This is a genomic window from Taklimakanibacter lacteus (assembly GCA_003576695.1).
GTDB classification, from domain to species: domain Bacteria; phylum Pseudomonadota; class Alphaproteobacteria; order Rhizobiales; family Aestuariivirgaceae; genus Taklimakanibacter; species Taklimakanibacter lacteus.
This window is the reverse complement of sequence record QOZQ01000005.1, coordinates 1-23,499: the sequence shown is the minus strand read 5'-3', so window position 1 is coordinate 23,499 and position 23,499 is coordinate 1. Positions and strand designations below refer to the sequence as shown.

General features: G+C 65.2%; 19 protein-coding genes. 10 read left to right on the top strand and 9 right to left on the bottom strand.

The window, feature by feature from the left end:
* Nucleotides 1–43 precede the first annotated feature (43 nt).
* Entirely contained in the window at nucleotides 44–817 is a 774-nt protein-coding gene (locus tag DT068_RS10635) for a DUF6065 family protein (protein ID WP_438816429.1), read from the top strand.
* Here DT068_RS10635 and DT068_RS28350 read toward each other — a convergent pair.
* Complete coding sequence (locus DT068_RS28350; RefSeq protein ID WP_368904632.1) at nucleotides 812–1,195, bottom strand: hypothetical protein; 384 nt, start codon at nucleotides 1,193–1,195, stop codon at nucleotides 812–814. The genes DT068_RS10635 and DT068_RS28350 overlap by 6 nt on opposite strands.
* A 201-nt stretch (nucleotides 1,196–1,396) precedes the next feature.
* Nucleotides 1,397–2,770, bottom strand: coding sequence for a S8 family serine peptidase (locus DT068_RS10625; protein ID WP_162914133.1), 1,374 nt, complete (start codon nucleotides 2,768–2,770; stop codon nucleotides 1,397–1,399).
* Nucleotides 2,771–2,909: 139 nt separating this feature from the next.
* On the opposite strand from DT068_RS10625, the gene DT068_RS10620 reads away from it, so the two are divergent.
* Together DT068_RS10620 and DT068_RS10615 are read left to right on the top strand one after the other, a co-directional pair.
* Nucleotides 2,910–3,461, top strand: coding sequence for a sigma-70 family RNA polymerase sigma factor (locus DT068_RS10620; RefSeq protein ID WP_119389819.1), 552 nt, complete (start codon nucleotides 2,910–2,912; stop codon nucleotides 3,459–3,461).
* Nucleotides 3,451–4,209, top strand: a complete 759-nt coding sequence (locus tag DT068_RS10615; RefSeq protein ID WP_119389818.1) for an anti-sigma factor family protein — start codon at nucleotides 3,451–3,453, stop codon at nucleotides 4,207–4,209. The genes DT068_RS10620 and DT068_RS10615 overlap by 11 nt, the downstream gene beginning before the upstream one ends.
* A gap of 3 nt (nucleotides 4,210–4,212) precedes the next feature.
* On the opposite strand, the gene DT068_RS27985 is transcribed toward DT068_RS10615, so the two are convergent.
* From DT068_RS27985 to DT068_RS10605, 4 genes are all read right to left on the bottom strand, one after another.
* Nucleotides 4,213–4,377, bottom strand: coding sequence for a hypothetical protein (locus DT068_RS27985; RefSeq protein ID WP_162914132.1), 165 nt, complete (start codon nucleotides 4,375–4,377; stop codon nucleotides 4,213–4,215).
* A 148-nt stretch (nucleotides 4,378–4,525) separates the two neighbouring features.
* Nucleotides 4,526–4,678 carry a hypothetical protein gene (locus DT068_RS27980; protein ID WP_162914131.1) on the bottom strand — a complete coding sequence of 51 codons (153 nt, stop codon included), beginning with the start codon at nucleotides 4,676–4,678 and terminating at the stop codon, nucleotides 4,526–4,528.
* A 112-nt stretch (nucleotides 4,679–4,790) separates the two neighbouring features.
* Nucleotides 4,791–5,981, bottom strand: coding sequence for a ZIP family metal transporter (locus DT068_RS10610; protein ID WP_119389817.1), 1,191 nt, complete (start codon nucleotides 5,979–5,981; stop codon nucleotides 4,791–4,793).
* Nucleotides 5,978–7,123, bottom strand: a complete 1,146-nt coding sequence (locus DT068_RS10605) for a multicopper oxidase domain-containing protein (protein ID WP_368904630.1) — start codon at nucleotides 7,121–7,123, stop codon at nucleotides 5,978–5,980. Before DT068_RS10605 ends, DT068_RS10610 begins: the two co-directional genes overlap by 4 nt.
* A 129-nt stretch (nucleotides 7,124–7,252) precedes the next feature.
* On the opposite strand from DT068_RS10605, the gene mntR reads away from it, so the two are divergent.
* From mntR to DT068_RS10580, 5 genes are all read left to right on the top strand, one after another.
* Nucleotides 7,253–7,708, top strand: a complete 456-nt coding sequence (mntR, locus tag DT068_RS10600; RefSeq protein WP_119389816.1) for a manganese-binding transcriptional regulator MntR — start codon at nucleotides 7,253–7,255, stop codon at nucleotides 7,706–7,708.
* A 75-nt stretch (nucleotides 7,709–7,783) separates the two neighbouring features.
* On the top strand, nucleotides 7,784–8,623 hold the full coding sequence (locus tag DT068_RS10595; RefSeq protein WP_119389815.1) for an AraC family transcriptional regulator: 840 nt from the start codon (nucleotides 7,784–7,786) through the stop codon (nucleotides 8,621–8,623).
* The gene (locus tag DT068_RS10590; protein ID WP_119389814.1) at nucleotides 8,620–9,288 is read left to right on the top strand and encodes a DUF899 domain-containing protein; all 669 of its coding nucleotides are present in this window, start codon (nucleotides 8,620–8,622) and stop codon (nucleotides 9,286–9,288) included. Before DT068_RS10595 ends, DT068_RS10590 begins: the two co-directional genes overlap by 4 nt.
* A gap of 160 nt (nucleotides 9,289–9,448) precedes the next feature.
* Entirely contained in the window at nucleotides 9,449–10,510 is a 1,062-nt protein-coding gene (locus DT068_RS10585; protein ID WP_119389813.1) for a PAN domain-containing protein, read from the top strand.
* Nucleotides 10,511–10,642: 132 nt separating this feature from the next.
* Nucleotides 10,643–12,271, top strand: a complete 1,629-nt coding sequence (locus DT068_RS10580; protein WP_119389812.1) for an MFS transporter — start codon at nucleotides 10,643–10,645, stop codon at nucleotides 12,269–12,271.
* A 21-nt stretch (nucleotides 12,272–12,292) separates the two neighbouring features.
* On the opposite strand, the gene DT068_RS10575 is transcribed toward DT068_RS10580, so the two are convergent.
* From DT068_RS10575 to DT068_RS10565, 3 genes are all read right to left on the bottom strand, one after another.
* A complete protein-coding gene (locus DT068_RS10575; RefSeq protein WP_119389811.1) occupies nucleotides 12,293–12,844 on the bottom strand; it encodes an invasion associated locus B family protein in 552 nt (183 codons plus the stop codon).
* A gap of 63 nt (nucleotides 12,845–12,907) precedes the next feature.
* Nucleotides 12,908–20,926, bottom strand: coding sequence for an autotransporter outer membrane beta-barrel domain-containing protein (locus tag DT068_RS10570; RefSeq protein ID WP_119389810.1), 8,019 nt, complete (start codon nucleotides 20,924–20,926; stop codon nucleotides 12,908–12,910).
* 274 nt (nucleotides 20,927–21,200) lie between these two features.
* Nucleotides 21,201–21,887 carry a glutathione S-transferase family protein gene (locus DT068_RS10565; RefSeq protein ID WP_119389809.1) on the bottom strand — a complete coding sequence of 229 codons (687 nt, stop codon included), beginning with the start codon at nucleotides 21,885–21,887 and terminating at the stop codon, nucleotides 21,201–21,203.
* Nucleotides 21,888–22,052: 165 nt separating this feature from the next.
* On the opposite strand from DT068_RS10565, the gene DT068_RS10560 reads away from it, so the two are divergent.
* Both DT068_RS10560 and DT068_RS10555 read left to right on the top strand, forming a co-directional pair.
* Nucleotides 22,053–22,565 carry an OsmC family protein gene (locus DT068_RS10560; protein ID WP_162914130.1) on the top strand — a complete coding sequence of 171 codons (513 nt, stop codon included), beginning with the start codon at nucleotides 22,053–22,055 and terminating at the stop codon, nucleotides 22,563–22,565.
* 1 nt (nucleotide 22,566) lies between these two features.
* A complete protein-coding gene (locus tag DT068_RS10555; RefSeq protein ID WP_162914129.1) occupies nucleotides 22,567–23,385 on the top strand; it encodes a class I SAM-dependent methyltransferase in 819 nt (272 codons plus the stop codon).
* The last annotated feature ends 114 nt before the right edge of the window (nucleotides 23,386–23,499 follow it).

Here is a 23,499-nt window from a genome sequence, read left to right as displayed (position 1 = left end):
TCTCCCGTGAATGCGAGGAGAACGGCCCATGGCTTTACGGGATATTCTCAGATTCACACGCAGCCGTCCGGAGGCGTCAGGCGAACCCTGCCATACGATCGAATTCATCTGCGATCCGCAGGATAAAGGCGTGATCGCCGAACCGGTTCCCGCCAAAACGGTCCTGCCCGACTGGTTTCGGCGGATCCCCGCGATCGAGCCTTCCGTCGTGTCGGCGACCAATAACGGCCTGACCGTCAAGCGCTGCATGCCGTTCCTAGACGCTATGGCGCTCGGCTATATCCTGCCTCTGGCCGCCACGACCCGCCTTGAAATCTCGGAGGGCGGCAAGACGGTCAATGCCGGCTGGGAATTCGACAAGGTCATGGTCAGCAACCATGGCAGCCACCAGATCGCCGGGCATCCGCGCGCCGACCATCCGCCGATGAAGTTTCACAATTACTGGACCATCAAGACCCCGCCCGGATGGAGCTGCCTGTTCGTGGCGCCGCTCAATCGCGAGCCGCTTCCGGTCGAGATCATGGCCGGCGTGGTCGATACAGACAGCTATCATTCGCTGGTCAACTTCCCGTTCTTCGCCACCGGCGCCGACGGCGTGCACACCCTCGAAAGAGGCACGCCTCTGGTGCAGGTCATTCCCTTCCGGCGCACCGACAGTGCGCTCGCGCCGGCCATCGACGCCGAGGCGGATGAAGCTCGGGGGTTTTCCGTTCGCCGCGAGCAGTTGCAAGAGAGCGAGGAGCGCGAGCGCATTCGCCGCAACACAATCGCCGGCGAAGGCTGGTACCGGAAATTCGCCCGGGCGAAGAGGTCATGAACGGGGAATAGCCGCGCCGCTCGCCCGTTTGCCGATGGAGTGCGCCCCTGAGCCACTCGCAACCTTGATGAAAGGAAACAGCATGAAACGCAAAGTGATCCTGGGAGCCCTGGCCTTGGGCCTTGGCACCGGTGCGGCGCAAGCGATGACCGTGGCCAAGCCTGATTTGCTGGGCATGCAGAGCGTGACTGGCACGAGCGGCCAGATCATCCTGGCGGGGAACAGCTCCTCCAATTCGTCATCGAATTCGAGCTCGAACAGCTCCTCCAACTCTAGCTCGAACAGTTCCTCCAATTCGTCATCGAATTCGAGCTCGAACAGCTCCTCCAATTCGAGCTCCAACTCATCTTCCAACTCGTCGTCGAATTCGAGCTCCAACAGCTCTTCGAACTCTTCGCGCAGATGGGGGAAATGGCGGCGTTGAGTCGGAGCGATCCTGCATCTGCATCGGGAAGGGCACGGGCAGTCCGTGCCCTTCCTGTCGCATTGGCGAGCTGCGTGGAGTGCCGCGGCGCTCTATCTCTTTGTTTTGCGCATCGGATTCTCCTAAAGCCGCTTTGCGCTCTGCGGTCCGATGCGCTAGCCGCACAGCCCCCTGGGGTTGAGAAGACCCCAGCCGAAGACATCGTCCTTGCCGGGCGCGCCCAGGTCCTCGGCCGAACCGGTCACATGCATCAGCGCTGCGCCTCCTTCGGTGCCGGCTGCGTGCTTGCGGGCGAGCGCCAGCGCCGCCGTCACGAAAGGTGCTGCGAAGGACGTTCCGGTCCGCGGCCGCGATCCCTCGACCGAGGCGGCGATCCAGACATTGACGCCGGGCGCGGCAATATCGATATGGGAGCCGCGCGCCGCGCGCCGATAGGGACGCTTGTTCCTGTCAACCGCCGTCACGGCGACGACCTCGGGATAGGCGGCGGGATAGAGGGGCTTGGCGCGGGGGCCGTCATTGCCGGCCGCCGCCACGAGCACGATGCCTTTCCGCGCCAACTCGCGGATCGTGTCTTCGAGAACCGAATTGGGCGGGCCGGTGAAGCTCAGATTGATGATATCGACCCCGCGACTGTCGAGGTAGTCCAAGCCTTTGACGAGGCTATAGGCATCGGAAATATCGGACCCGCCGCGGAAGCGGTGGAACGCATCGACGGCGATGAGGGTTGCCTCGGGCACCAGTCCTGGCGAACGGCCGTCGGGTTTGCCGACGAGGAGCGCCGCGATCGCCGTTCCATGCTGCTTACCGGAGACCGGCAGCTCGTCGCCGGCGAGACGCTTCACCTCGATCCGGCTGCCCTCCAGCGCGTCATGCTCGGCATTTATGGCGGTATCGATCATGCCGATGCGCAATCCGGCGCTGCACGAGGCCATGTCCGCGCTCGCCGGGGTCCATCCGATCATGTGGCGGGCCAGACACGCACTCGCGGTGCAGGGTGTCTCGGCATCGGGCTTGTAGTAGTGATTGAGATCGATCGTGGCTTGTGGCGATGCGACGGCGATTTCGGCGCGCGCCTGGCTGAGCGTCAGCCGTGGCGGGATGCGCAGGCGATAGATCGTCCGTCCAGAGCCGCCGGGCGTCATCTGCTCGAGGATGGTGTAGCCCGCCGCTGCGAGGCGCGCGACATCGTCACCGGCGATGTTCCGGCCGATGAGCTCCGCCGGCGCGAAAGCGGGCCGGGTCGGCCGCACGGCGGCGCGTCGCCGCTTTGGCGGGCGGGATGGCCGCGCCCTGTCGAAGATGCTCTTCCTCGGCTTCCACCTTCGCGCCCCGCCATCGCGGCCTCCCCGCGACGAGGATGCGCCACCACCATCATCGTCATCGCCGCCATCGTCATCATCATCCGCCGTGGCCGTCGCGATGAAGCCGGCGGAGCTTCCCGTCAGATGCGGCACGCCGATGGTGATCACGATGAGCCCGCCAAGCGCCGCGACGAGCCTGCGCATCCATCTGCGGTATTCGTCCATTGTCGCCTCCTTGGTTCCTCGGTACCGCCGGGCTTGCCATTGCGGCATCGGCATGCGATCCGATCACAGCCGGGCATCGTGATAACGGCGCTCATGATCACCTATTCCGGCGAAATGGAAATCACTTTCCGGGCATCGCATGGCAGGACTTCCTGAGGATTTCGGTTCCCGGCTGATCGGCTTCCTGCCCAATCTGCGCCGGTTCGCCATCTCGCTCTGCCGCTCGTCGGACCTCGCCGACGACCTGGTGCAGCTTGCCTGCGAAAGGGCGATTGCCAATGCGTCGTCCTTTGCGCCGGGCACGCGGTTCGATGCCTGGATGTTCCGCATCCTGCGCAATCTATGGATCGACCAGATGCGCCGTGACCGCACCGCCGGCCCGCGTGAGGAAATCGGCCTCCATGAGGGCAGGCTTGCAGGCGATGCCGGCATGGCGCCGGAGCATCGGCTGATGCTGAGGCAGGTCTGGAGTGCCATTGGCGATCTCGCTGGCGATCAGCGCGAGGTGCTGCTCCTGGTCTGTGTCGAGGAGCTTTCCTACCGAGAAGCCGCGGACGTGCTCGGTATCCCGATCGGCACGGTGATGAGCCGGCTGGCGCGCGCGCGGGCGAACTTAGCGGCAAGCACCGGAATAGATCAGCCGGCCAGCCGTTCCCATCGTGACAACAAGGTCGATAGCCATGAGCGATGATTTCACCGACGAGGAATTGATGGCTTATGCCGACGGCGAGATGCAGGCGGCCAAGGCGGCAAGGCTGGCCGATCTGCTGCCGCAGCGTCCCGATCTGGCCCGGCGCATCGCTCTGTTTGTCGCAACACGGGAAGCTTCTGCCGAAAGCGTCAGGGCGCATCTTGGCGAACCGGTGCCGGGCGGGCTCAAGGCCTCGGTCGAGGACATGATCCGCAACGCCTCGTCCGCCACGGTCACGGCCATGAAGCCGGCAAAGGCAGCGGCATCGCGGCAGCCCTTCCGCAATTGGGCCCTGCCGATGGCGGCGTCGGTGCTCGCCGTGATCTCGGGCGCCATCGGATACTGGATCGCGACCCAGAATGCAGGGTCTCCCGGCTTCTATGAGATTGCGGCCGCCGCCGATCCGGAATTGGCGCGGCTGCTATCGAGCCTCCCGGCCGGCAAGAGCTCACGGTTGGCAAGTTCCGGCGCCGAGATCGCCATGATTTCTTCCTTCCATCGCGGCGACCAGGCGCTCTGCCGGGAATTCCGGATCAGCCGCGCCGATATGGGCAACTATCTGGTGGTGGCTTGCCACGGCCCCGGCAAATGGGGTGTCGATTTCGCGATGCGCATCGAGGGCGGCGTGGGGGATGGCTACAGGCCCGCTTCATCGGCGGAGACGCTCGACGCCTATCTCGAAGCCCTGGGTGCCGGGCCGGCGCTCGAGGCGGAGGTGGAGAGCGATGCGTTGGGCAAGCTCCGTTGAGGTCTATGACTGACCGGTCAGGCGTAGTTTCGTGCTGAGATAGTCGATGCGGTCCGCCGCCCGCAGCAGGACCTCATATTCATGGGTGAGAAACGGATTGACCCTGTCTGTCTCCTCGCAGCTTCTCGCCTGAGATCGCAATGCCTCCGCCAGTTCCGCATCAGTCATCCTGCGCCGCCTCCTCGATGTCGTGACCGAACAAGCAGAAGACGGATGACTATCCGGTAAACAGTCCCTCCGATCTGCAGATTCCGTCCATTAAATCTTTACGCCCACAACCGGCGATTTCTCAAGACCGCAATTCTACCACAGGCTGCTAAATGCCGAGGCATATCGATTTGCAGCCATCGCCGATGCCGAGATCACCGTCATCCGCCTTCTTGGCAGCGAAGCGACGCTGGCCGCGCGCCTGGCGCAGCGCGAGGTCGGCTCTGGTGCCGCTGACCAGTTCGAGCGCAGCCTGAGACAAGCGCGCCGGATGGCCGGGCAGGGGAGGGAAGGAATCATCTCGGTCCCGACCGATGGCCAGACGCCGGCCGACCTTGCCGGAACGGTCCTGCAGCTGGCGGGCTGGCCTTCTGTCAGATCTTGACCAGCATGGCGGTCGCATACATGAGCGCCACGCCCACGGCGATACCGGCGAGAACGGGCGGCGTCATAAGCCCGTTGAGCGGCCTCTCAGACGAGCGGGTGAGGAAGGCGCCAACCTCGATGATGACCTGCAGGATGGCGCCGGCGCCGATGGCAAGCGCCAGCGCCGACCAGTGCGGCGCATAGGCCAGGCTTCCCGCCCACATGCCGATCACCGCCGGCCCGCCGGCGATGAGCGCCAGGCCGGCGAAGCGGGCGAGCGACGGCTGGAGCTTGAGCAGCGGTGCGGCGATACCGACGCCCTCGGTGATGTTGTGCAGCGTGAAGCCCATCACCAGGAAAGTGCCGAGACCCGCCGCACCCGCCGCGAAGGCCGCACCGATGGCAAGGCCCTCACCCAGATTGTGAAGCCCGATGCCGATGGCGATATAGGTGGCGAGTGCCAGGCCGCTCGGCTGGCCCTGCCGGCGTGAGATGCCGAGCAGCACGATGAAGCTCGCCGCGGCGGCAAGGATCACCATCATCGGACCCTGGAAGATCGTCGCCGAGCGCCCGGCGAATTCGAGCGCATCCTCCATCGTGTCGATCAGGAGGAAGAGGAGAAGGCCGATCGTCATCGCGAGCAGGAAGCTTATCAGCGCCGGGCCGGCGCCGCGCAAGGCCGGATAGAACATGAGGCCGATCACCACCGGCACGATGCCGACAAAGGCGCCGAGCATCGCCTGCGCGGCGAAATTGAGCGACGTCGCTTGCGGCGTCTCGACGGCGACGGGAATGTCATGCTCGAATGTGGCGCCGGTGTTGGTGACGAAGGTCACCTTGTGCGCTTCGCCCAGCACCCAGGGAAAGGGGATGGCGACCCAGGCGGCGCTGCCGCGCGCAATCTCGCCGGGCGGATCCTGGGTGAAGCGCCAATAGGCGGCATCGACCTGCACCTGCGCGATGGTCATCGGTGCCGAGCCGCCGCCCCGCACCAGGAGGCGCAAACCGTTCTGGTCGAGGATGGTGCGCTCGATGGTGAGATTCTCGACCGGCGGCGCGCCATTGCTGAACTGGCCGAGGAGATTGCCGGCAATGAGCCACCACAGAGCGGCGATGAGAAGGGCGAGCGGCGCCAGCGCCCATAATAGCTTCGTCCAAGGACGCGACGCTGGGACGTCGGATGTCTGTTCCAGGCTCATGACAGCGCCTCGACGACATCGAACATGCCCATCCAGCCGAGCTCGGTGAATTCCGACTGATGCGCATGGAACATGTAGAGGCCGGGCTCGTGATCGGCCTGTTCGGCGAAGGTGAATTCGAGAACGCCGCGCTGCGCCTGGCACTGCATGATGACATCGACGGTCCTGAGCGTCGGCGTCAGCGTCGTGCCCTGGTCGTAATAGTCGAAGAAATTGCCATGCAGGTGGAAGGAGTTGATCGGGTCGAACTCGGTCACATTGACCAGATAGATGCGCACCGGCCGGCTCTTCACCACCTTGATCGGCTGCTTGGCATAGCAGTGCGCGATGGTGTTGCAGGCATAGAACTCGTTCTCGCCGTCGAAATTGGTGTCGAAGGCGTTCATCACCATCGCCATTTCCTGCCATTGCGCATTCTCGGGCGTGCCGAAGAGGCGCGATCTGGCGGCGGCCGCCATTTCGGGATGCTTCTCGGGATCCGGATCGATCACGAACAGGCCATACATGCCTTTGTGGATATGACGCGCCAGCGGCAAAGCGTGGCAGTGATAGAGATGGCAGCCATAGGGCCGGGCATCGAACTCGTAGATGAATTCGCCGCCCGGCGGCACCAGGCCGGCGCCCGGAATGCCGTCCATGCGCGCCGCATGGAAGCCATGGAAATGCATCGAATGCGGATGCGATCCGAAATTCCTGAAGGTGATGCGCACCCGATCGCCCTCGGTGGCGCGCAGAGCCGGGCCCGGCACGCGGCCATTGAAGGTCCAGGCCGGGAACATGACGCCGGGCGCGATCTCGATCTCCTTGTCCTCGGCGGTCACCTCGAAGCTGCGCAGCCTGCGCCCATCGGGAAGGATCGAGACAGTGCCCGTTTCCCATTGGGTGAGCATCGGTGTTGGATCGAATCCGTTGCGCGCATAATCGACATCGCCAATGGTGATCATCTCGCCATGGGCGTTCATGTGATTGCCGGCATCATACTGGGCAGAGCCTGTCGTCGCGGCCTGGTGGCCGTGATGTGCGGACGCCTGATCCGCCTGCCCAAGCGCACGCTTGGTACCGATGACCGCCGCACTTGCCGCGAGCAGCCCCGCGCCCATGAAGCCGCGCCGTTTGAGGTCGAATGGCAACCAGCCCGACATGATCCGCTCCTTGTTAGCCCCGGGCAATAATAAGAGCACAAGAGTAATGTTATAGCAATGGCTATGTTTTGATGTTAATCCAGGAACATCGTATAGCCGGAGCTAAGAAGTTTATTTCCGAGTGCCGTGATGAAAGTGAAGAAAGCCGCAGCGATCCCCGAAAGCACTTTGGTGGACGCCGATACTCATGTCGAAAGCTTCCGCCAGACCCGCCACAACCGGCGCACCGAGCTGGTCGAGGATTATGTCGAGCTCATTGCCGATCTCATTGCCGACCGCGGCGAGGCGCGCCAGGTCGATATTGCCCAGCGTCTGGGCGTCGCCCAGCCGACCGTCGCCAAGATGCTGAAGCGGCTCGCCGCCGACGGTCTCATCCAGCAGCGCCCCTATCGCGGCGTGTTCCTCACCGAGGAGGGCTCGAGCCTTGCCGGGAAGAGCCGCGAGCGCCACCAGATCGTCGAGAATTTCCTCTGCGCGCTCGGCATCAGCCCGGAAATCGCCCGAGTCGATGCCGAGGGCATCGAGCATCATGTCAGCCTCGAGACCTTGAACGCCTTCCGGGATTTCCTGAAGCAGCGCAACTGATCGGCGCCTGTCTGGACGAACGATCAAGCGGCATCTCCGCATCCTTGTTATGGGAGCGGTCGAAGAGGATAATTCATGCCGATTGCCGACAACGCGCTTTGGGTCATCGAGCGCAATTTGCAGCAGCCGATCACGCTGGTTTCGATCGCCGAGGCCTGTGGCGTCTCGCGCTCGCATCTCGCCAATGCCTTCGGCACGGCGACCGGGCTGTCGGTGGTCAGATATCTGCGCGCCCGGCGCCTGAGCGAAGCCGCGCGCATCCTGGCCGATGGCGCGCCGGATATTCTCGCTGTGGCGCTCGAGGCGGGCTATAGCTCGCACGAGGCCTTCACCCGCGCTTTTCGCGAGCAATTCGGCAGGACGCCCGAAAGCGTGCGCGATGGCCGCAGCCTCGCCGGACTCGAATTGACTGCGCCGCTGGAGCTCAAGACGCAGCCGCAGGGGCATCTGGCGGTGCCGCGCCTCTGCGATGAGGGGCCGATCCGCGCCGTCGGGCTTTCGCAGGTCTTCACCTTTGCGACGACGATCGGCATTCCGGCGCAATGGCAGCGTTTCATGGCCTACTATGAAGCCATCCCGGCTAAGCTGGATCACATCCCGATCGGCATCAGCCATGCACCGGACGACAATGGCCAGTTTCCCTATATCTGCGCAGTCGAGGTGTCGCGCTTCGGCGATATCCCGGAAGAGCTGGCGAGGCTCGAAATCGCGCCACGCCGATATGCGATATTCGAGCATAAGGGGCACGTCTCGCGGATCTACGAAACCTACACAACGATCTGGAACGAGGCCCTGCCGGCGCAGGGGCTGAGGCCCGCCGACGCGCCCGCTATCGAGCGTCACAATCCGGCCTTCGATCCAGGCACGGGTGAGGGCGGCCTTACATTGTGGATACCTCTGGAGGCCGCGCGGTGAAGGGCGTTCCCCTGCCGGCCATCGTCACGCGAGCTGAATGGCAGGCCGCCCGCGACCGGCTGCTGGTCCGGGAAAAGGCGGCAACGCGATTGCTCGACGAGCTTGCGGCGCAGCGCCGCCGCTTGCCCATGGTGCCGCTCGGCCGTGACTATGTCCTTGCTGGCGCCGACGGGAGGGCGTCGATACGGGATCTTTTTGCCGGGCGTCGGCAACTGATCGTCTATCACTTCATGTTCGCTCCCGACTGGCAAACCGCCTGCGCCGGCTGCGCCCGCCGTATCGACGATGTCGGGCATCTGGCTCATCTCCATGCCAGGGACACGAGCTTCGTAGCCGTGGCGCTGGCGCCCTATCCGCGTCTCGCCGATTTGCGGAAACGCAAGGGTTGGACCGTCCCGTTCTATTCCTCGGCCGGCAGCACCTTCAACGCCGATATGGGCGTCAGCAGCGAGGATGGCGAGGATTTCGGGCTCAGTGTTTTCCTGAAGGGAGGAGACGGCGTGGTCTGCCGCAGCTATTTCACCACCGGCCGCGGCGTCGAGCCTTCGGGATTTCGCCAGCTTCTCGACCTGACGCCTTATGGACGCCAGGAGGCATGGGAAGACTCGCCGGAAGGCTGGCCGCAATCCCCCACTTACGAGTGGGGATCGTGGCGTGACGATTGAACGAGGTGATGACCGGAAAACAGAAATACAGTCTGATCATGTGCCTCGATTAAATCGGCATGGAATTCGCCGAACGTGACGTCCAAACCAGCCGCAGCACCTGCCATTTCGTTCGGAATCATGCCATCATGAAGCAGGCGCCGGGGGTGGATGCCGCTCGATGATCGAAATTGCTCGTTTGAGGGTGTTGCGGCTGGCGCTGGCTTGCGTCGTCTGGCTGGCTGGCGTCGATGATGCCGCGCCGGCACAGATTTCCGTTTCGTCAGGATCCGGCCCGTCGCTGGTCACGGTCGCAGGCGAGCTTGATTTCGCGGACACCGTCGAGTTCCTGCGCAAAACACAAGATCTGATCCATGCGGTTGTTCTCCTCAAGAGCCCAGGCGGCAATGCCGTCGCCGGAGTGCAGATCGGCAGGGCCATCCGCCAGAAGGGGTTTCGCACCGTCGTGCCGTCCGCGATCAACTGCGCTTCGGCCTGCGCGCTCGCCTGGCTTGGCGGGACTCCGCGCCTCATGGCGGAGAGTTCGCAAATCGGCTTTCACGCCGCCTATGTCAGCAGGGGCGGAAGGGCGCGCAGGAGCACGACCGCGAATGCCGTCGTCACGGAGTATTTGAGGGGGCTGGCTTTGCCGCGCCGGACGATCGCGCATATTACCGGGGCGCCGCCCGAGAGGATGTACTGGCTCTCCATCGATGATGCCCGCAGTCTCGGCATCGAGGCCGGCACCTACACACAGGAAGGCATAACCGGTTCCCTGGACAAGGCGCCTGCCGCTTCCATGAAGCGGGTCCCCGCAATCGACTTGATCGGTCTCGACCTTCCCGGCATGCCGATCCGCAACATCGACGCTGCCGATTGCGAGGCACGCTGCGTGGGTGATGGCGAGTGCGCCGCTTTCACCTTCAACCAGAAGCATTCCGCCTGCTTCCTGAAAGCGAGCGCCGAACTCGCCATCGGCTATCCCTGGGCCATTTCGGGTTATCGCGCCCGGCTTGAGGCAGGCATCCGGCATATCGCCATGACGGTCCGCGATGAAACGGACTATCCGGGTAACGACATCGACCGGTTGAAGGGCATGAAGTTCAAGACCTGTCTTCTCGCCTGCAGTGAGGCCGAGGTTTGCAAGGCCTTCACCTTTGTTGCGGCCCGCGGGGAGTGCTGGCTCAAGAACGATATCGGATCGGCGGAACCGGCCAGCGGTCTGGTGTCCGGCACCAAGTGAAGCCTTGCGCATGGCCGGCTTGCCGTCCTTGCAACAGCGGCATGGTTGACTCGCGGCTTGCGGGCCTTCAATCAACACTGATCCGGCGGTGGCGCGCCAAGCGCCTGCCGGTCAGCGGGGACCGCAAGACTATTGCCTGATCGCATTTCATCTCTGGCGCCGTTGCGGCATCCGGTCTTCCGGGCGGTGTGGACCGCAAGTTTCGTGTCCAATCTGGGCTCGCTGATCCAGAATGTCGGCGCCGCCTGGCTGATGACCGCCATCTCGAGCTCGGTCGATATGGTGGCGCTGGTCCAGGCGTCGCTGGCGCTTCCCATCATGCTGTTCTCGCTTCCCTCGGGCGCCATTGCCGACAATTTCGGCCGCCGCAAGGTGATGCTGGTCGCGCAGGGCTTCATGCTGGTGGTTTCGGTGCTGCTCGCCGTCTCGGCCTATCTGGGGATGCTGACACCCTGGCTGCTTCTGGCCTTCACCTTCCTGCTGGGCTGCGGCAATGCCCTCAACAATCCCTCCTGGCAGGCGGCCGTCGGCGACATGGTCCCGCGCTCGGATATTCCGGGTGCGGTGACCTTGAACAGCATGAACTACAATCTTTGCCGCAGTGTCGGCCCGGCGCTTGGCGGCATCATCGTGGCGGCGGCGGGCGCGGTGACGGCCTTCGCGATCAATGCGGCGAGCTATGTGGCACTGATCGTCGTGCTGTCGCGCTGGCGCCCGGCGGCCACCGCCGACCGGCTGCCGCGCGAATCGATGGGCACCGCGATGGCGGCCGGGCTGCGCTATCTCGCAATGTCGCCCAATATCCGGCGGGTGCAGTTCCGCGCCGCGGTCTTCGGCTTTGCCACCATCGCCTCTGTGGCCCTGTTGCCGCTCATCGCCCGCGACCTGCTGCAGGGCGATGCTCTGCTCTACGGCCTGCTCTTCGGCGCCTTCGGCATGGGCGCCGTCGGCGGCGCTCTGTCGAGTGCGCGGCTGCGCAATCTGTTCTCCAATGAAAATTGCGTGCGGCTGGGCTTCCTGGGCTTCGTCATCTGCCTCGCCACGGCGGCCATCAGTTCCTCGCCCTGGCTCACCGGTGCTGCTCTGATGCTCGGTGGCGCCAGCTGGGTCGTCACGCTGTCGCTCTTCAACATCACCTTGCAGCTTTCCACCCCGCGCTGGGTGGTCGGCCGTGTCCTGTCGCTCTATCAGACGGCGACCTTCGGCGGCATGGCGCTCGGCAGCTGGGTCTGGGGCCTCATCGCCGAGGAGAGGGGCTCGGACAACGCACTGCTCTGGGCGTCGGGAGTTGCGCTCCTGGGGGTGCTCATGGGCCTGCGCTGGTTCGCCATGCCGGATCAGCGCGAGCTCAATCTCGACCCGCTCGGCCGCTGGCGCGAGCCCAGCCTCGCGCTCGATCTCAAGCCGCGCAGCGGGCCGATCCGGATCACCGTCGAATACATCATCCGCCCCGAGGATACGCGCGATTTCCTCGACGCCATGGCCGAACGCCGGCGCATCCGCCGGCGGGACGGGGCGCGCCACTGGGCGCTCTTCCGAGACGTCGAGAATCCCGAATTATGGACCGAGATGTACAATGTGCCGACCTGGGTCGACTATGTGCGCCTCGCCCAGCGCGTCACCTTCGCCGATGATGCGGTGGGCGAGAAGATCCGCCGGCTGCACAAGGGCGCCGGGCCGCCGCGCGCCCATCGCCTCATCGAGCGCACCACCGCGCGCTCCGATTTCGATGTGCCGCCCAAGGAGCTGATCAACCCGTGATGGCGGCCGCGCCATGGCGCTCTATTTCGCCAGCTCGACCGTCCGCGCCAGCGCGGTGCTGAAGCCGCTCAGGGAAACCGTGAAAGTGACGGGCTCGTTGGTCTGCGCCACGGTCGCCGTGATATTGATGGCCTTGCCTTTGCGCAGCAGGTCCACGGTCTTCGCATCGATATCGAGCGGAACCAGGCAGCCCAGCGGCAGGCAGGTGCGGAAAGGCAGGGGCGCGGCCGCCGCGCCGTCATCGATCCTCAGCGTCACGCCGGGCTTGAGAAGAAGCCCGAAGGGCAAGGCGATCATGCCCTGCAGCCGGTTCTTCTCCGGCATGGCAAGCTCGATGGCGAGGAGTCGCTGCTTCCTGTCCTTGTCGAAGCCCTGCTGCGACATGGTGCATATCTTTTTGCCCTGCTTGTCCGCGCAATTGACCGTCCAGTCGCCATGGGTCTCGCTCATGGCACTGGCGCCGCCCGGCAGATTGGTCGCATCCTGGGCCATGCCGGCAGTGCCGGGAATCGAGACGACAATGCAGAGCGCGAAGATGCCGCGCCGCGCGCGGGTGGTCCAGCCAGTGGGCACGCTGCCTCCTTTGCCGAGAGCGCCCGAAGATGGCGCAGATCGGCGCCCGAAGCCAGCCTGATTCTAGAACCGGTAGGTGAAGTCGCCGCTCACCGCATGCTGCTCGGTGGTCTCGCCGAATATGCCGCTGTAGTTGAGTCGCAATTGATGGCCCCAGGCCCCGAAGGCCATGAGACCCGCATCGACCTTGCCGAGGACATCGTCGTAATCGTCGATGATCTCGATATCGGGCAATCCCTCCGGCGCCGCGGCGAACTGCGTCAGCGCCGTCCAGCTGTCATCGGTGGCCAGCATGACGCTGCCGCGCAGGAAGGCGCGGATCGCCGATCCCTCGTCGAGCTGCGTCGTGCCGCCGAGCTCGAGGCCCGGCGTGAAGGTGAAGGCCGTCTCGGTCTTCGCCGGATATTCGAGATTGGTGAGGCCGACGCCTTCCTCCTCGCGCCGCTCGCTGTGCAGGATATAGGCGTCGACATCGAGATAGGGCATCACGTCGACGCCACCGAAAGTGTCGATATAGCTCAGCCGCAGGCGCGGGTTGAAGGTGAAGACCTCAGGCTTGCTGCGCGCGGTGCCGGAGACGCCGTCGAACACGATCTCGTTGTTGACGAAGGCCGGCTGCTCGACGCCCGCCTCGTTCATCATGATGCCCTCGAAGCTCGTATAATTCTGGACGAAGCCGTTGACATTGACGAAGCGCCTGGCGTCCCAGTCGCCATAGGAGCCGGCCGCCGCCAGCGCCATTCCGAAGCCCGAATTGCGGTAGGTGGCCGAGGCGCCGAACTGATAGATGTCGCTCTCGAGCGTCGAAAGTGGCGATCCGTCGCGCTCCTGGTCGGAATTGATCTCGCCCTTCTCGAATCCGAAGCCGAGCTGCCAGTTCTCGTCGACCGCCGCATGGGCGCCGAAGCTGAACCCGCTATAGACATCCGCATTGGTCGGGCTGTCCTCGACGCTGTCGCGGTCATATACGCTGTAGCTGAACTTTCCCCACACGCAGCTGCGCCGGTCGGCAAACCAGCCTTGTCCGAAATCCTGGGGGCAGTCGATCATCTGGTCGAGGAACGCCATGTTGCGGCGGAAGGTGGCCTCGAAGATATGCGGCGCCTGGCTCGGCGTCAGCGTCACGACCGCATCGCCGAGCGCCTTCGCGTCGGGCTGCAGGCGCAGGATGTTGATCAGATAGTTGAACGGGTCATCGACCGTGATCGCGTTCTCGATATTGTCGAGGCCTTCGCCCATGCGCCAGACATTGGGATCGCGCGTTCCCGAGGCCGGATCCTTTAACAGATCCTCGAGCGGCGGTTTATCGGCATAGAGCACCAGGTCCTGGTCGGCATTGGCGAGCTTCACCTTGAAATTGAAGCCGATGGCGGGCGGCGTCAGCTTGGGGGTGAAGCCGTTGTCCGCCGTGCCTTCAGCTGAGCTGACGATCACATACTCGGTGAACGCCTTGTTGATGGAAAGCAGCAGCAATCCGCCTTCGCCGCCTACGCCAGATCCGCCCGTCACATTGAGCCGGTCGGTGAGCTGATTGCCGGTATTCTGCTGGTTGAGGTCGATGTCGATGAAATATTTGCCGGTCAGGGTTTCGACGAAATTGCCGCCCACGTCGGTGACCTGGATGCGGCCGCGATCGCCCGGCGACAGCAGGCCATGATTGGTGAGTTCCTGGCCTGAGCCCAACGGGTTGGGATTGCCGTCATCATCCAGTGTGACGGATTTTTCGGTGATGAAGAGCGCGCCCGCCTGGTTGGTGAGATTGTTGTTGCCGCCCGCCACATCGACATTTCCGATGATGTTGTTGGTGCGCGTCCCGGCATCGAAGAGCGGCAGGTTGGTGACGGGATCGAGCGCGCCGGTGGTCATGTCGAACAGCACGCCATAATCGGCGCCGAAGCCGAAGGTTCCGGGCGGCGGTGCCGCCGGGAACAGATAAGCGAGGTTGGTCAGGTTCTCATCGCCGCTGCCGCCGCGAATGGCGATGCCGCCCAGATTGGGCAGACCCGTCCCGACGATGCTGCCCTGGGCATAGAGCGTGCCGTCCGTCTGCAGCGTATTGGTGGCGCCATCGGCGAACTGCACCGCCGATCCCATGCCGGCCAGGGCCCAGATCAGGCCGACGCCATTGCCGGATTTGTCGACGCGGATGTCGACGGCGCCCTGTCCGTCGGGACCGGCACTCTGGCCGAAGATGCCGACGCTGTTCTGCCCGGCGACCACCACATTGCGCAATGTCGTGACATCGACGTCCTTGCCGCTGCCGTCGCCGCCGACGCTGCCCGCGAAGGCGCTGGTGCCGCCGAGCGTGGTGGCGAACAGGCCGCCGCCGGCAATGCCGCCGCCGCCGCCGATCGACTGCGCCACGACGCCATGCGCGCCATAGCCCGTCGTATGCACCGCGCCATTGGCGAAGACGGCGACGACACCGCCATCGCCATCCGCCGCCGCGCCGCCGACTATGGTGAGAGGACCGGCCGAGAAGCCGTCCTGGCCGAAGATCAGGCCGTTGCTGAAGATGCCGGTCAGGCCGCCGCCACCGCCGATCGACTGGGCGACGATGCCCATCGCGCCCGACCCCGTGGTGGATACATCCGCAGCCGTCGCCGTCAGATCGCCGCCATCGCCGCCGGCGCCGGTTCCGCCGCTGCCCAGCGTGATCGTGACGCCGCTCGTCGAGACGCCATTCTGGAACAGGAGGTTGGACACGCCGCCGCCGCCGCCGATCGATTGCGCCACCATTCCGTGACTCAGGGCGCCGCCGGTCACGATCGTGTCCTGCGCAGTCACCTTGGAAGCGTCACCACCATCGCCTTCGGTCAATTGCGAGCCGCCGACCGTGATCCTGAGCGCATTGGCCGTGTTGGTGACGCTCTCCACCGTGAGATTGCCGACGCCGCCGCCGCCGCCGATGGTCTGGGCGAGCACGCCGATGGCGTTCTTCTCCTTGGTCGTGACCGTGCCCGTGGCGGTGAAGTCGAACCCGCCGCCAGTGCCGCCGCCCGTATGCTGGGCGCCGGCGCTGAAGCCTCCGACCCGGATGAGGAATTCGTCATTGCCTGCCGGATTGAGGCTGACCTGGTCGAGCGCCATGCCGTTGACGCCGCCGCCGCCGCCGATCGACTGGGCGATGAGGCCGATGGAACCGACACCGCCCATCGTGGCGTCATTGCTGTAGGAGCCGGTCAGCAGCTTGCCATGGCCGTTCATCGCGCCATTCGAGCCGACATCCATGACGACATTGCTGCCGGTCAAATTCAGGAGCCCGTCCATCACGGTGCCGGCCGCGCCGCCACCGCCGCCGATCGCCTGGGCCAGCAATCCATAGGAGAGCTTGCCTTCGGTGATCGTGGTCTGGCCGTTGATGGTGACGGTGACCTTGCCGGTCTCGCCCGTCACCGGCAGACCGTCGAGCGGATTGCCCGTGGCGCCGAGCCCGACCTTCAATCCGTCCGAACCGCCGCCGCCCAGGCCAAGATAGAGGCCGCCCCAGCCGCCGCCGCCGGCGACGCTTTGCGCGAACACCGCCGACGAGTTGGCGCCGGTCACGAAGATGTCGCCGCTGCTCTCCACCGTGACTTCGCCGCCATTGCCGCCCTTGCCGCCGGAACCGCCCACCACATTGTCGATCTGGCCGCCGGTCGAGAGGCCGCCGGAAATGCCGCCCGATCCGCCGCCGCCGCCGACGCTTTGCGCGAAGACACCAAAGGAGTTGGCGCCGGCGACCGTGATCGTTCCGGTATTGGTGACCTTGACGACGCCACCATTGCCGCCGCCGCCGGCATTGCCGCCGACGCTCGAGGTCGTATCGCCGCCGCTGCTCAGCGAGCCCGCGATCGTGAAGGCGCCATTGCCGCCGCCGCCGCCGATCGACTGCGCCTTGATGCCGGTCGATTCCGATTTCTTGGTGAGGATGGTGCCCGAATTGATGACGGTCACATCGCCGCCATTGCCGCCGCCGGTGCCCTCGCCGCCGACGCTGGAATTCTCGCCGCCTTCGTCGCTGCTGAGCGCCGCCGAGATCGAGAAGCCGCCACTGCCGCCGCCGCCGCCGATCGACTGCGCCAGGATGCCGATAGAATTGACCTCGCCGGTCGTGATCGAGCCGGTATTCGTTACCGACACAGTGCCGCCCATGCTCGAGCCACCGCCATTGCCGCCGACGCTGTTATTGGCGGCCTTGCTTCCATAGCTGCCGGTGATCGAGAAGCCGCCATCGCCGCCGCCGCCGCCGACCGACTGCGCGAACACGCCGATCGCATCCTTGCCGCGTGTTTCGATGCTGCCATGATTGACGACCGTCACGGTTCCGGCATTGCCGCCGGCGCCACCTGCCCCGCCGCCGATATCGGATTCGGCATCGCCATCGAGGCTCACCGCGGCTCCGATGGCGAAGCCGCCCGATCCGCCCCCGCCGCCGATCGATTGCGCCTGGATGCCATGCGAGCGGTTGCCGAGGGTCAGGATGGTGCCGGAAGCCTGATTGGTGACTTCGACATTGCCGCCACGGCTGGCGACGCCGCCCGATCCGCCCACGCTGTTGGTCGCCGCGCCGGCGTCATCGCCCGAGGTGAAGCTGCCGCCGATCGCGAAGCCGCCGGTCCCGCCGCCACCGCCGACCGACTGCGCGAAGATGCCGATGGCAAGATGGCCCTGGGTCTCGATCGCTCCGCTATTGGTGACCTTCACTTGACCGGCATTGCCGCCAGCTCCGGCGCTGCCGCCGCCGACTTCCGCCTCGGACTCGCCCTTGATGCTGAGGCCGGCACCCACCGCAAAACCACCCGATCCGCCGCCGCCGCCAATCGATTGCGCATGAATGCCGTGCGACATTGCTCCCTTGGTCAGGATCTTGCCGCCACCGGCATTGACCGTCACGACGGTCAGGTTGTCATCCGTGGTATTGGCCGCATCGCCGCCGGTGCCGCCGACGCCGCCGAGCTTTGCGTTGGCCTTGTACGAGGCGGAAACGCCGGCACTGAAGCCGCCGGTGCCGCCGCCGCCGCTCACCGACTGGGCCAGGATGCCGGCTGCGTTGTTGCCGTTCGTTGTGATATCGCCGGTGTGATTGACGGTGACGTTGTCGCCCGCACCGCCCTTGCCCCCTGTGCCGCCGATGCTGTGACCTTCGGCATCGCCATCGAGGCTGAAGGTGCCGACCAGACCGAAACCGCCATAACCGCCACCGCCGCCGATCGACTGGGCAAGAATGCCGATGCCGTTCTCGCCGCCGGTGACGATGGTTCCGTTATTGGTGACATTCACGATGCCGCCTTTGCTGGCCGTGCCGCCGGCACCGCCCATGCTCAGGCCGAAGGTCGTCCCCGCCGCGACGCTGAGCGCGCCGGCGAAGCCGCCATTGCCGCCGCCGCCGCCGACGCTCTGCGCGAAAATGCCGATGGCGCCTTGCCCGGCGACATCGATCTTGCCGGTGCTGTTGACATCGACCCTCTGGCCTTCGCCGCCGCCATCGCCCTTGCCGCCGAAGCTGAGATCGGCCGAGACGCCGCCGGATGAGATCGTCAGCCCCGCGGCGATGCTGAAGCCGCCCGAGCCGCCGCCGCCGCCGATACTCTCGGCCAGGATGCCGTGTGCCAGCGTGCCCTTGGTGGTGATGTTGCCGGTGCTGTTGACCAGCACCTCGCCGCCGGCGCCACCGCCCGCGCCATCGCCGCCGAAGCTCAGGCCGAGCGCGCCATAGGGAGCGCCCGCGACCGATATCGCAAACCCGCCCGTACCGCCACCGCCGCCGGCGCTATGCGCGAAAATGCCATGCGACTGAGTGCCCGTCGTGTCGATGGTGGTGAAGCTGTTGACTGTCACCTTCTTGCCGGCGCCGGCAGCGCCACCCTTGCCGCCGAAGGAGAGTGACGCCGCGGCGCCTGTCGAGGCAGCCGCGGCAATGGAGAAGCCGCCGTCGCCGCCACCGCCGCCCGTCGATTGCGCGCTGATGCCGGCGGAGAAATTGCCCTTCGTCGTGATGCTGCCATTGTTGCCGACGATCACCTGCGCCGCATCGCCGCCGCCGGCGGCAGTGCCGCCGAATGAAGCCGCCGCACCGCCATAAAGCCCGACGGCCGCCGACACGGCATATCCGCCATTGCCGCCGCCACCACCGATCGACTGGGCGAATACGCCGGCCGAGCGCTCGCCTTCCGTGATGATCGTGTAACCAGGCGTTCCGGCATTGTTGAATTCATTGATCTTGACCTCGCCGCCTGTGCCGCCGGGGCCGCCCGAGCCGCCGATCGAGAGCGAGATGAACAGGCCGCCGCCCACCGCACCGCCGCCCGATCCGCCGCCGCCGCCGACCGATTGCGCGAAGAGCGCCGAGGACTGTTCCTTGTGAGTGGTGAGATTGCCGCTATTGGTGACGGTCACGAGACCGCCATTGCCGCCCTTGGCGCCGCTGCCGCCGAAATTGAACCAGCCGCCGGCGAAGCCGCCATCGCCGCCGCCGCCGCCGATCGATTGCGCGAATATGGCTTCGGAGCCGATGCCATTGGTGGTGATCGCTGCCGAGTTGTTGACGGTCACCGTGCCGGCCCCGCCGCCGCTTGAACCTTTGCCGCCGACGGCGACGACGCCGCCGGTGGCGCCGCCGCGTCCGCCACCGCCGCCGATCGACTGGGCGTAGATGCCGGCCGAATTGGTGCCGGATGTCGTGATGCTGGTGCTCGCCGTCACCGAAACGGCGCCACCGATGCCGCCTTCACCACCCGTTCCGCCGATGCCGACAAGCCCGCCGGCCACGCCTCCACTGCCGCCGCCGCCGCCGACCGACTGGGCGAAAATACCATCCGACTGTTCGAGTTGCGTCGTGATCGGACCCGAGCTGTTGACGGTGACACCCGATCCATTGCCGCCGGGTCCGCCGGATCCACCTATGGCAAAAGCGCCGCCGGCTGGTGCGCCGGAGCCGCCGCTGCCGCCGACGCTTTGGGCGAAAATGCCCGCCGATTGGACACCGTTCGTCGTCAGCGCCACGGAATTAGTGACGAGAACTGTGCCGCCATTGCCGCCGACCGTGCCCGCGCCGCCAAAGCCCACAAGTCCGCCGCCGACACCGCCCGCGCCGCCGCCGCCGCCGACCGACTGGGCGAACACAGCGGATGAGCTGGATCCCGACGTGGTGATCGAACCGCCATTGACATGGACTTCGACATTGCCGCCGTGACCGCCGCTGTTTCCATCGCCGCCGAATGTGATGAGGCCAATGGCGTCACCGCCGCTTCCGGCAAATCCGCCAACGCTCTGGGCAAAGATGCCCGCCGCGTTCGACGGACCCGTGGTTGTGATGACACCGGTGCTTGTTACATTGACCGGACCGCCGATGCCCGTAGCTCCGCCGCCACCGCCGCTTCCGATAATGACGAGGAAACCATCGCCGCCGTTGCCGCCATTGCCGCCGAGGCTGCGGGCAATGATGCCCGCCGAGCCGGATTCACCGGTCGTGATGTTGCTCTGATTGTTGACCGTCACCGCACCGGCCGCGCCACCGCCGCCGCCGGTGCCGGCATCGCCAGTCACCGAGGAATCACCGCCGATGCCGCCATTCCCGCCGCGGCTGATCGCCATGAGACCGGGCGAATCTGTGCCCGTAGACTGAATGGTGCCGCTGCTGTTGATGGTGACGGAGCCTCCCGCACCACCGTTTCCGGCGTCGCCCGCATTGACTATTGCTGCGTTGCCGCCATTGCCGCCAGATCCGCCGGTGCTGCGACCGAAAATCCCGGCGGCGGGAGTTCCATCGGTGCTGATCGGCTGGCTTCCGTCGAAATTGATAAGGACACTGGGACCGGTGCCGCCGTTGCCACCGTCTTCGCCAATCCCGCCGCCGTCCGATCCACCTGTGCCGGTATTGGTGACAATGATGCCTGGTACATTGTCCGGAGGTGCGATCGGCTGATTGAGGTTGTTGACAGTGACGCTGGTATTGCCTGAGCCGTTGACGCCTTCCGATTGGTCGCCCGAGCACGTGATGATGCCACCACCGCCGACACAGGCATCGTCGGCGCGCACCTGCGAGAGATCGATGAATTGGTAACAGCTGACAGCAAGCGCAGCGAGAGCGCTGGCGCCCATTGGGCGTCGCATCCACCTTTTCGATGGTTGCGCCAGGGGCATCGCGAACGCATCCGCAACCCACACCGATCCCAAGGAGAGACTAGACCCAATTTTCGTCACGTAAGCCCCCGCAAATTACCCCTGGGAATTTTTCTGGTGACTGTGCTGTTTCTGACACAGTGGCGCCCCGCCGCTGAGCCTGGGAGGCTCGCAGCCGGCGACTTACGGATCGCTTATGGATCAGTTAAACGACTGAAAATATTGAGAAATACGTCCGACGCCGGTGCGGTCCTCAGGCATCATCCTTGAAATAGTGTTCCGGCATGGCATCGCGATAGGGAAATATCACGAAATAGGGCCGTGCCCCGGCAATGACGCGCTTCATCGAAGGCCGCGCCAGCAGGCGGTCATGATAGCGGCCGAGATGGCGCTGGCTGTCGCCGAAAGGATGCACGATCGATGCATAGAAGAGAGCCGGGGCTGCCGCGCAGTCCGCCAGCGTGAAGTCTTTGCCTGTCGCCCACTCGCGCGTCGCCATGCGCTCTTCGATCATCGCATAGGCGGTGGTGAGCGTCGCCTGCGCTTCATTGATGCCGAACGGATCCCCTTGGCCCTGTGGCCGGATGCGATCGGTGACGATCTTGCCCATCGGCATGTTGACATAGAGATCGAAGAAGCGATCCCACAGGCGCGTTTCCAGGAGCACATCAGGCGCTTCGGGCAGCAGCCGCACCGGACCCGGATATTTCTCCTGCAGATATTCGATGAGGATGCTCGTCTCGGCGATGACGCGCCCGGCCTTGGCATCGTGCAGCACCGGCATCTTGCCGACCGGCCAGCGCTCGATATGGGCGGCGGCCGAGCCCGGATCGCCGAGATTAACGGTCTCGGCATGGAACGGCGTGCCGTTCTCGTAAAGCGCGATCAGAACCTTGTGACAGAACGACGCGAGGGGATGGCTGTAAAGAGTGAGCGACATGGTCCCCACACTAAGACAGATGGTGATCAGCACAAGTAGGCTTGGCGTGAAGTCTTTCTGTTGTTCTCGTGAAGTGGCTCGTCAAAAGGACGCCGAACAGCGTTCCTCGCTCTTGTAAAAGCGGTCTTGGCTGTTATGACGACGCGTCAAGAGGAGACCAGCATCATGCACCGCGACGCCCAGATCCGTGCCGCGCAGGAGCGCGTCGCGGATATATTCCGCAAGAAGCCGACCGCCGCTTTCAGCTCGACGAGGGCCAGCGGTCACGTGGGCGAGGGCCTTGTCTGCACGGTCCGCCAGGGTGATCGCGAAGCGGTGGCGGACATGCCCCCGGTCCTGGGTGGCGGTGGTTCGGCGCCGACGCCGGGCTTCTTCATCCGCGTCGGCCTCGCGAGCTGTGTTGCGATCGGGATCAAGCTCACCGCCGCGCGCGAAGACATTGCCCTTGCGGCGGTTGATGTGGATGTCGACATGGATTTTGATGACAGCGCCCTTCTGGGGCTTGGCGACAACACGGCGGCTCCGCTCGAGACGCGCTTCACCATCACGCTGGCGACGGCCGCCCCGTGGCCCGAGGTGACGGCGATGGTCGAGCGCGCTTTGGCGGCCGATCCGTTCTTCATCGCCCTGCGCGATGCGCAGAATGTCAAGGTCGCCACGGTGGCGGGAGCAAAATAGGGTGGAAGCGAAGCTGCAGAACCGGGTCCAGCGCTATGGCTGGGATGCCGCGGCTAAATTCTACGAAGAGGGCTGGCGCGCTCAGCTTATGCCGGCGCAGCGCACACTTCTCGAAGTTGTGGCCCTTGTGGCGGGCGAAAAAGTCATCGAGGCGGCATGCGGCAGCGGCCTGGTGACGAAGGAAATGGCGCACGCCGTCGGGCCGTCAGGCGAAGTCCTGGCCACCGACCTGTCGCAGAACATGACCGATCTCACCCGGGCGAACTGCGCTGATGACGGTCTCTCCTGGGTGACGACGGCGCGGATGAATGCCGATGATCTCGCTGTCGCGGAAGGCCGCTTCGATGCCGCCGTCTGCGCGCTCGGCCTCATGTATGTGCCCGAGCCTTTCGCTGCCGTGCAGTCGATGCGGCGCGCGGTGAGGCCGGGCGGACGCGTCGTCGCCACAGTCTGGGGTGAGCGGCGCAATTGCGGCTGGGCCGAGATATTCCCCATCGTCGATGCGCGTGTCCAGTCGGAGGTCTGCCCCTTGTTCTATGCCTGCGGCGTGCCGGGCGCGCTCGCGCATGATTTCGCGCGAGCCGGGCTTACCGGTATCGCCGAACACCGCCAGAAGGAAGTGCTGGAATTCGCCAGCGACCGCGCGCTGCTGACCGCGATGCTCGTCGGCGGGCCGGTGGCGCTGGCCGTCAAGCGCTTCACGCCGCAGATAATGGCGGAAGTCGAGCAGGAGTTCCTGCATTCGGTGCGCGATCATCGCAGCTCCGATGGCCGCTATCTCATTCCCGGCGAGTTCGTCACGGTGCGCGGACGGCGCTAGCCCGGATTTCTCAAACTAAGGAGCGCATCGGAGCGCCGAATCAGCGAAAGTTGTTGTGCTGCAATAACTTCGATGGATTCGAGGAGCGCTCCGATGCCGACAGATTGTATAACG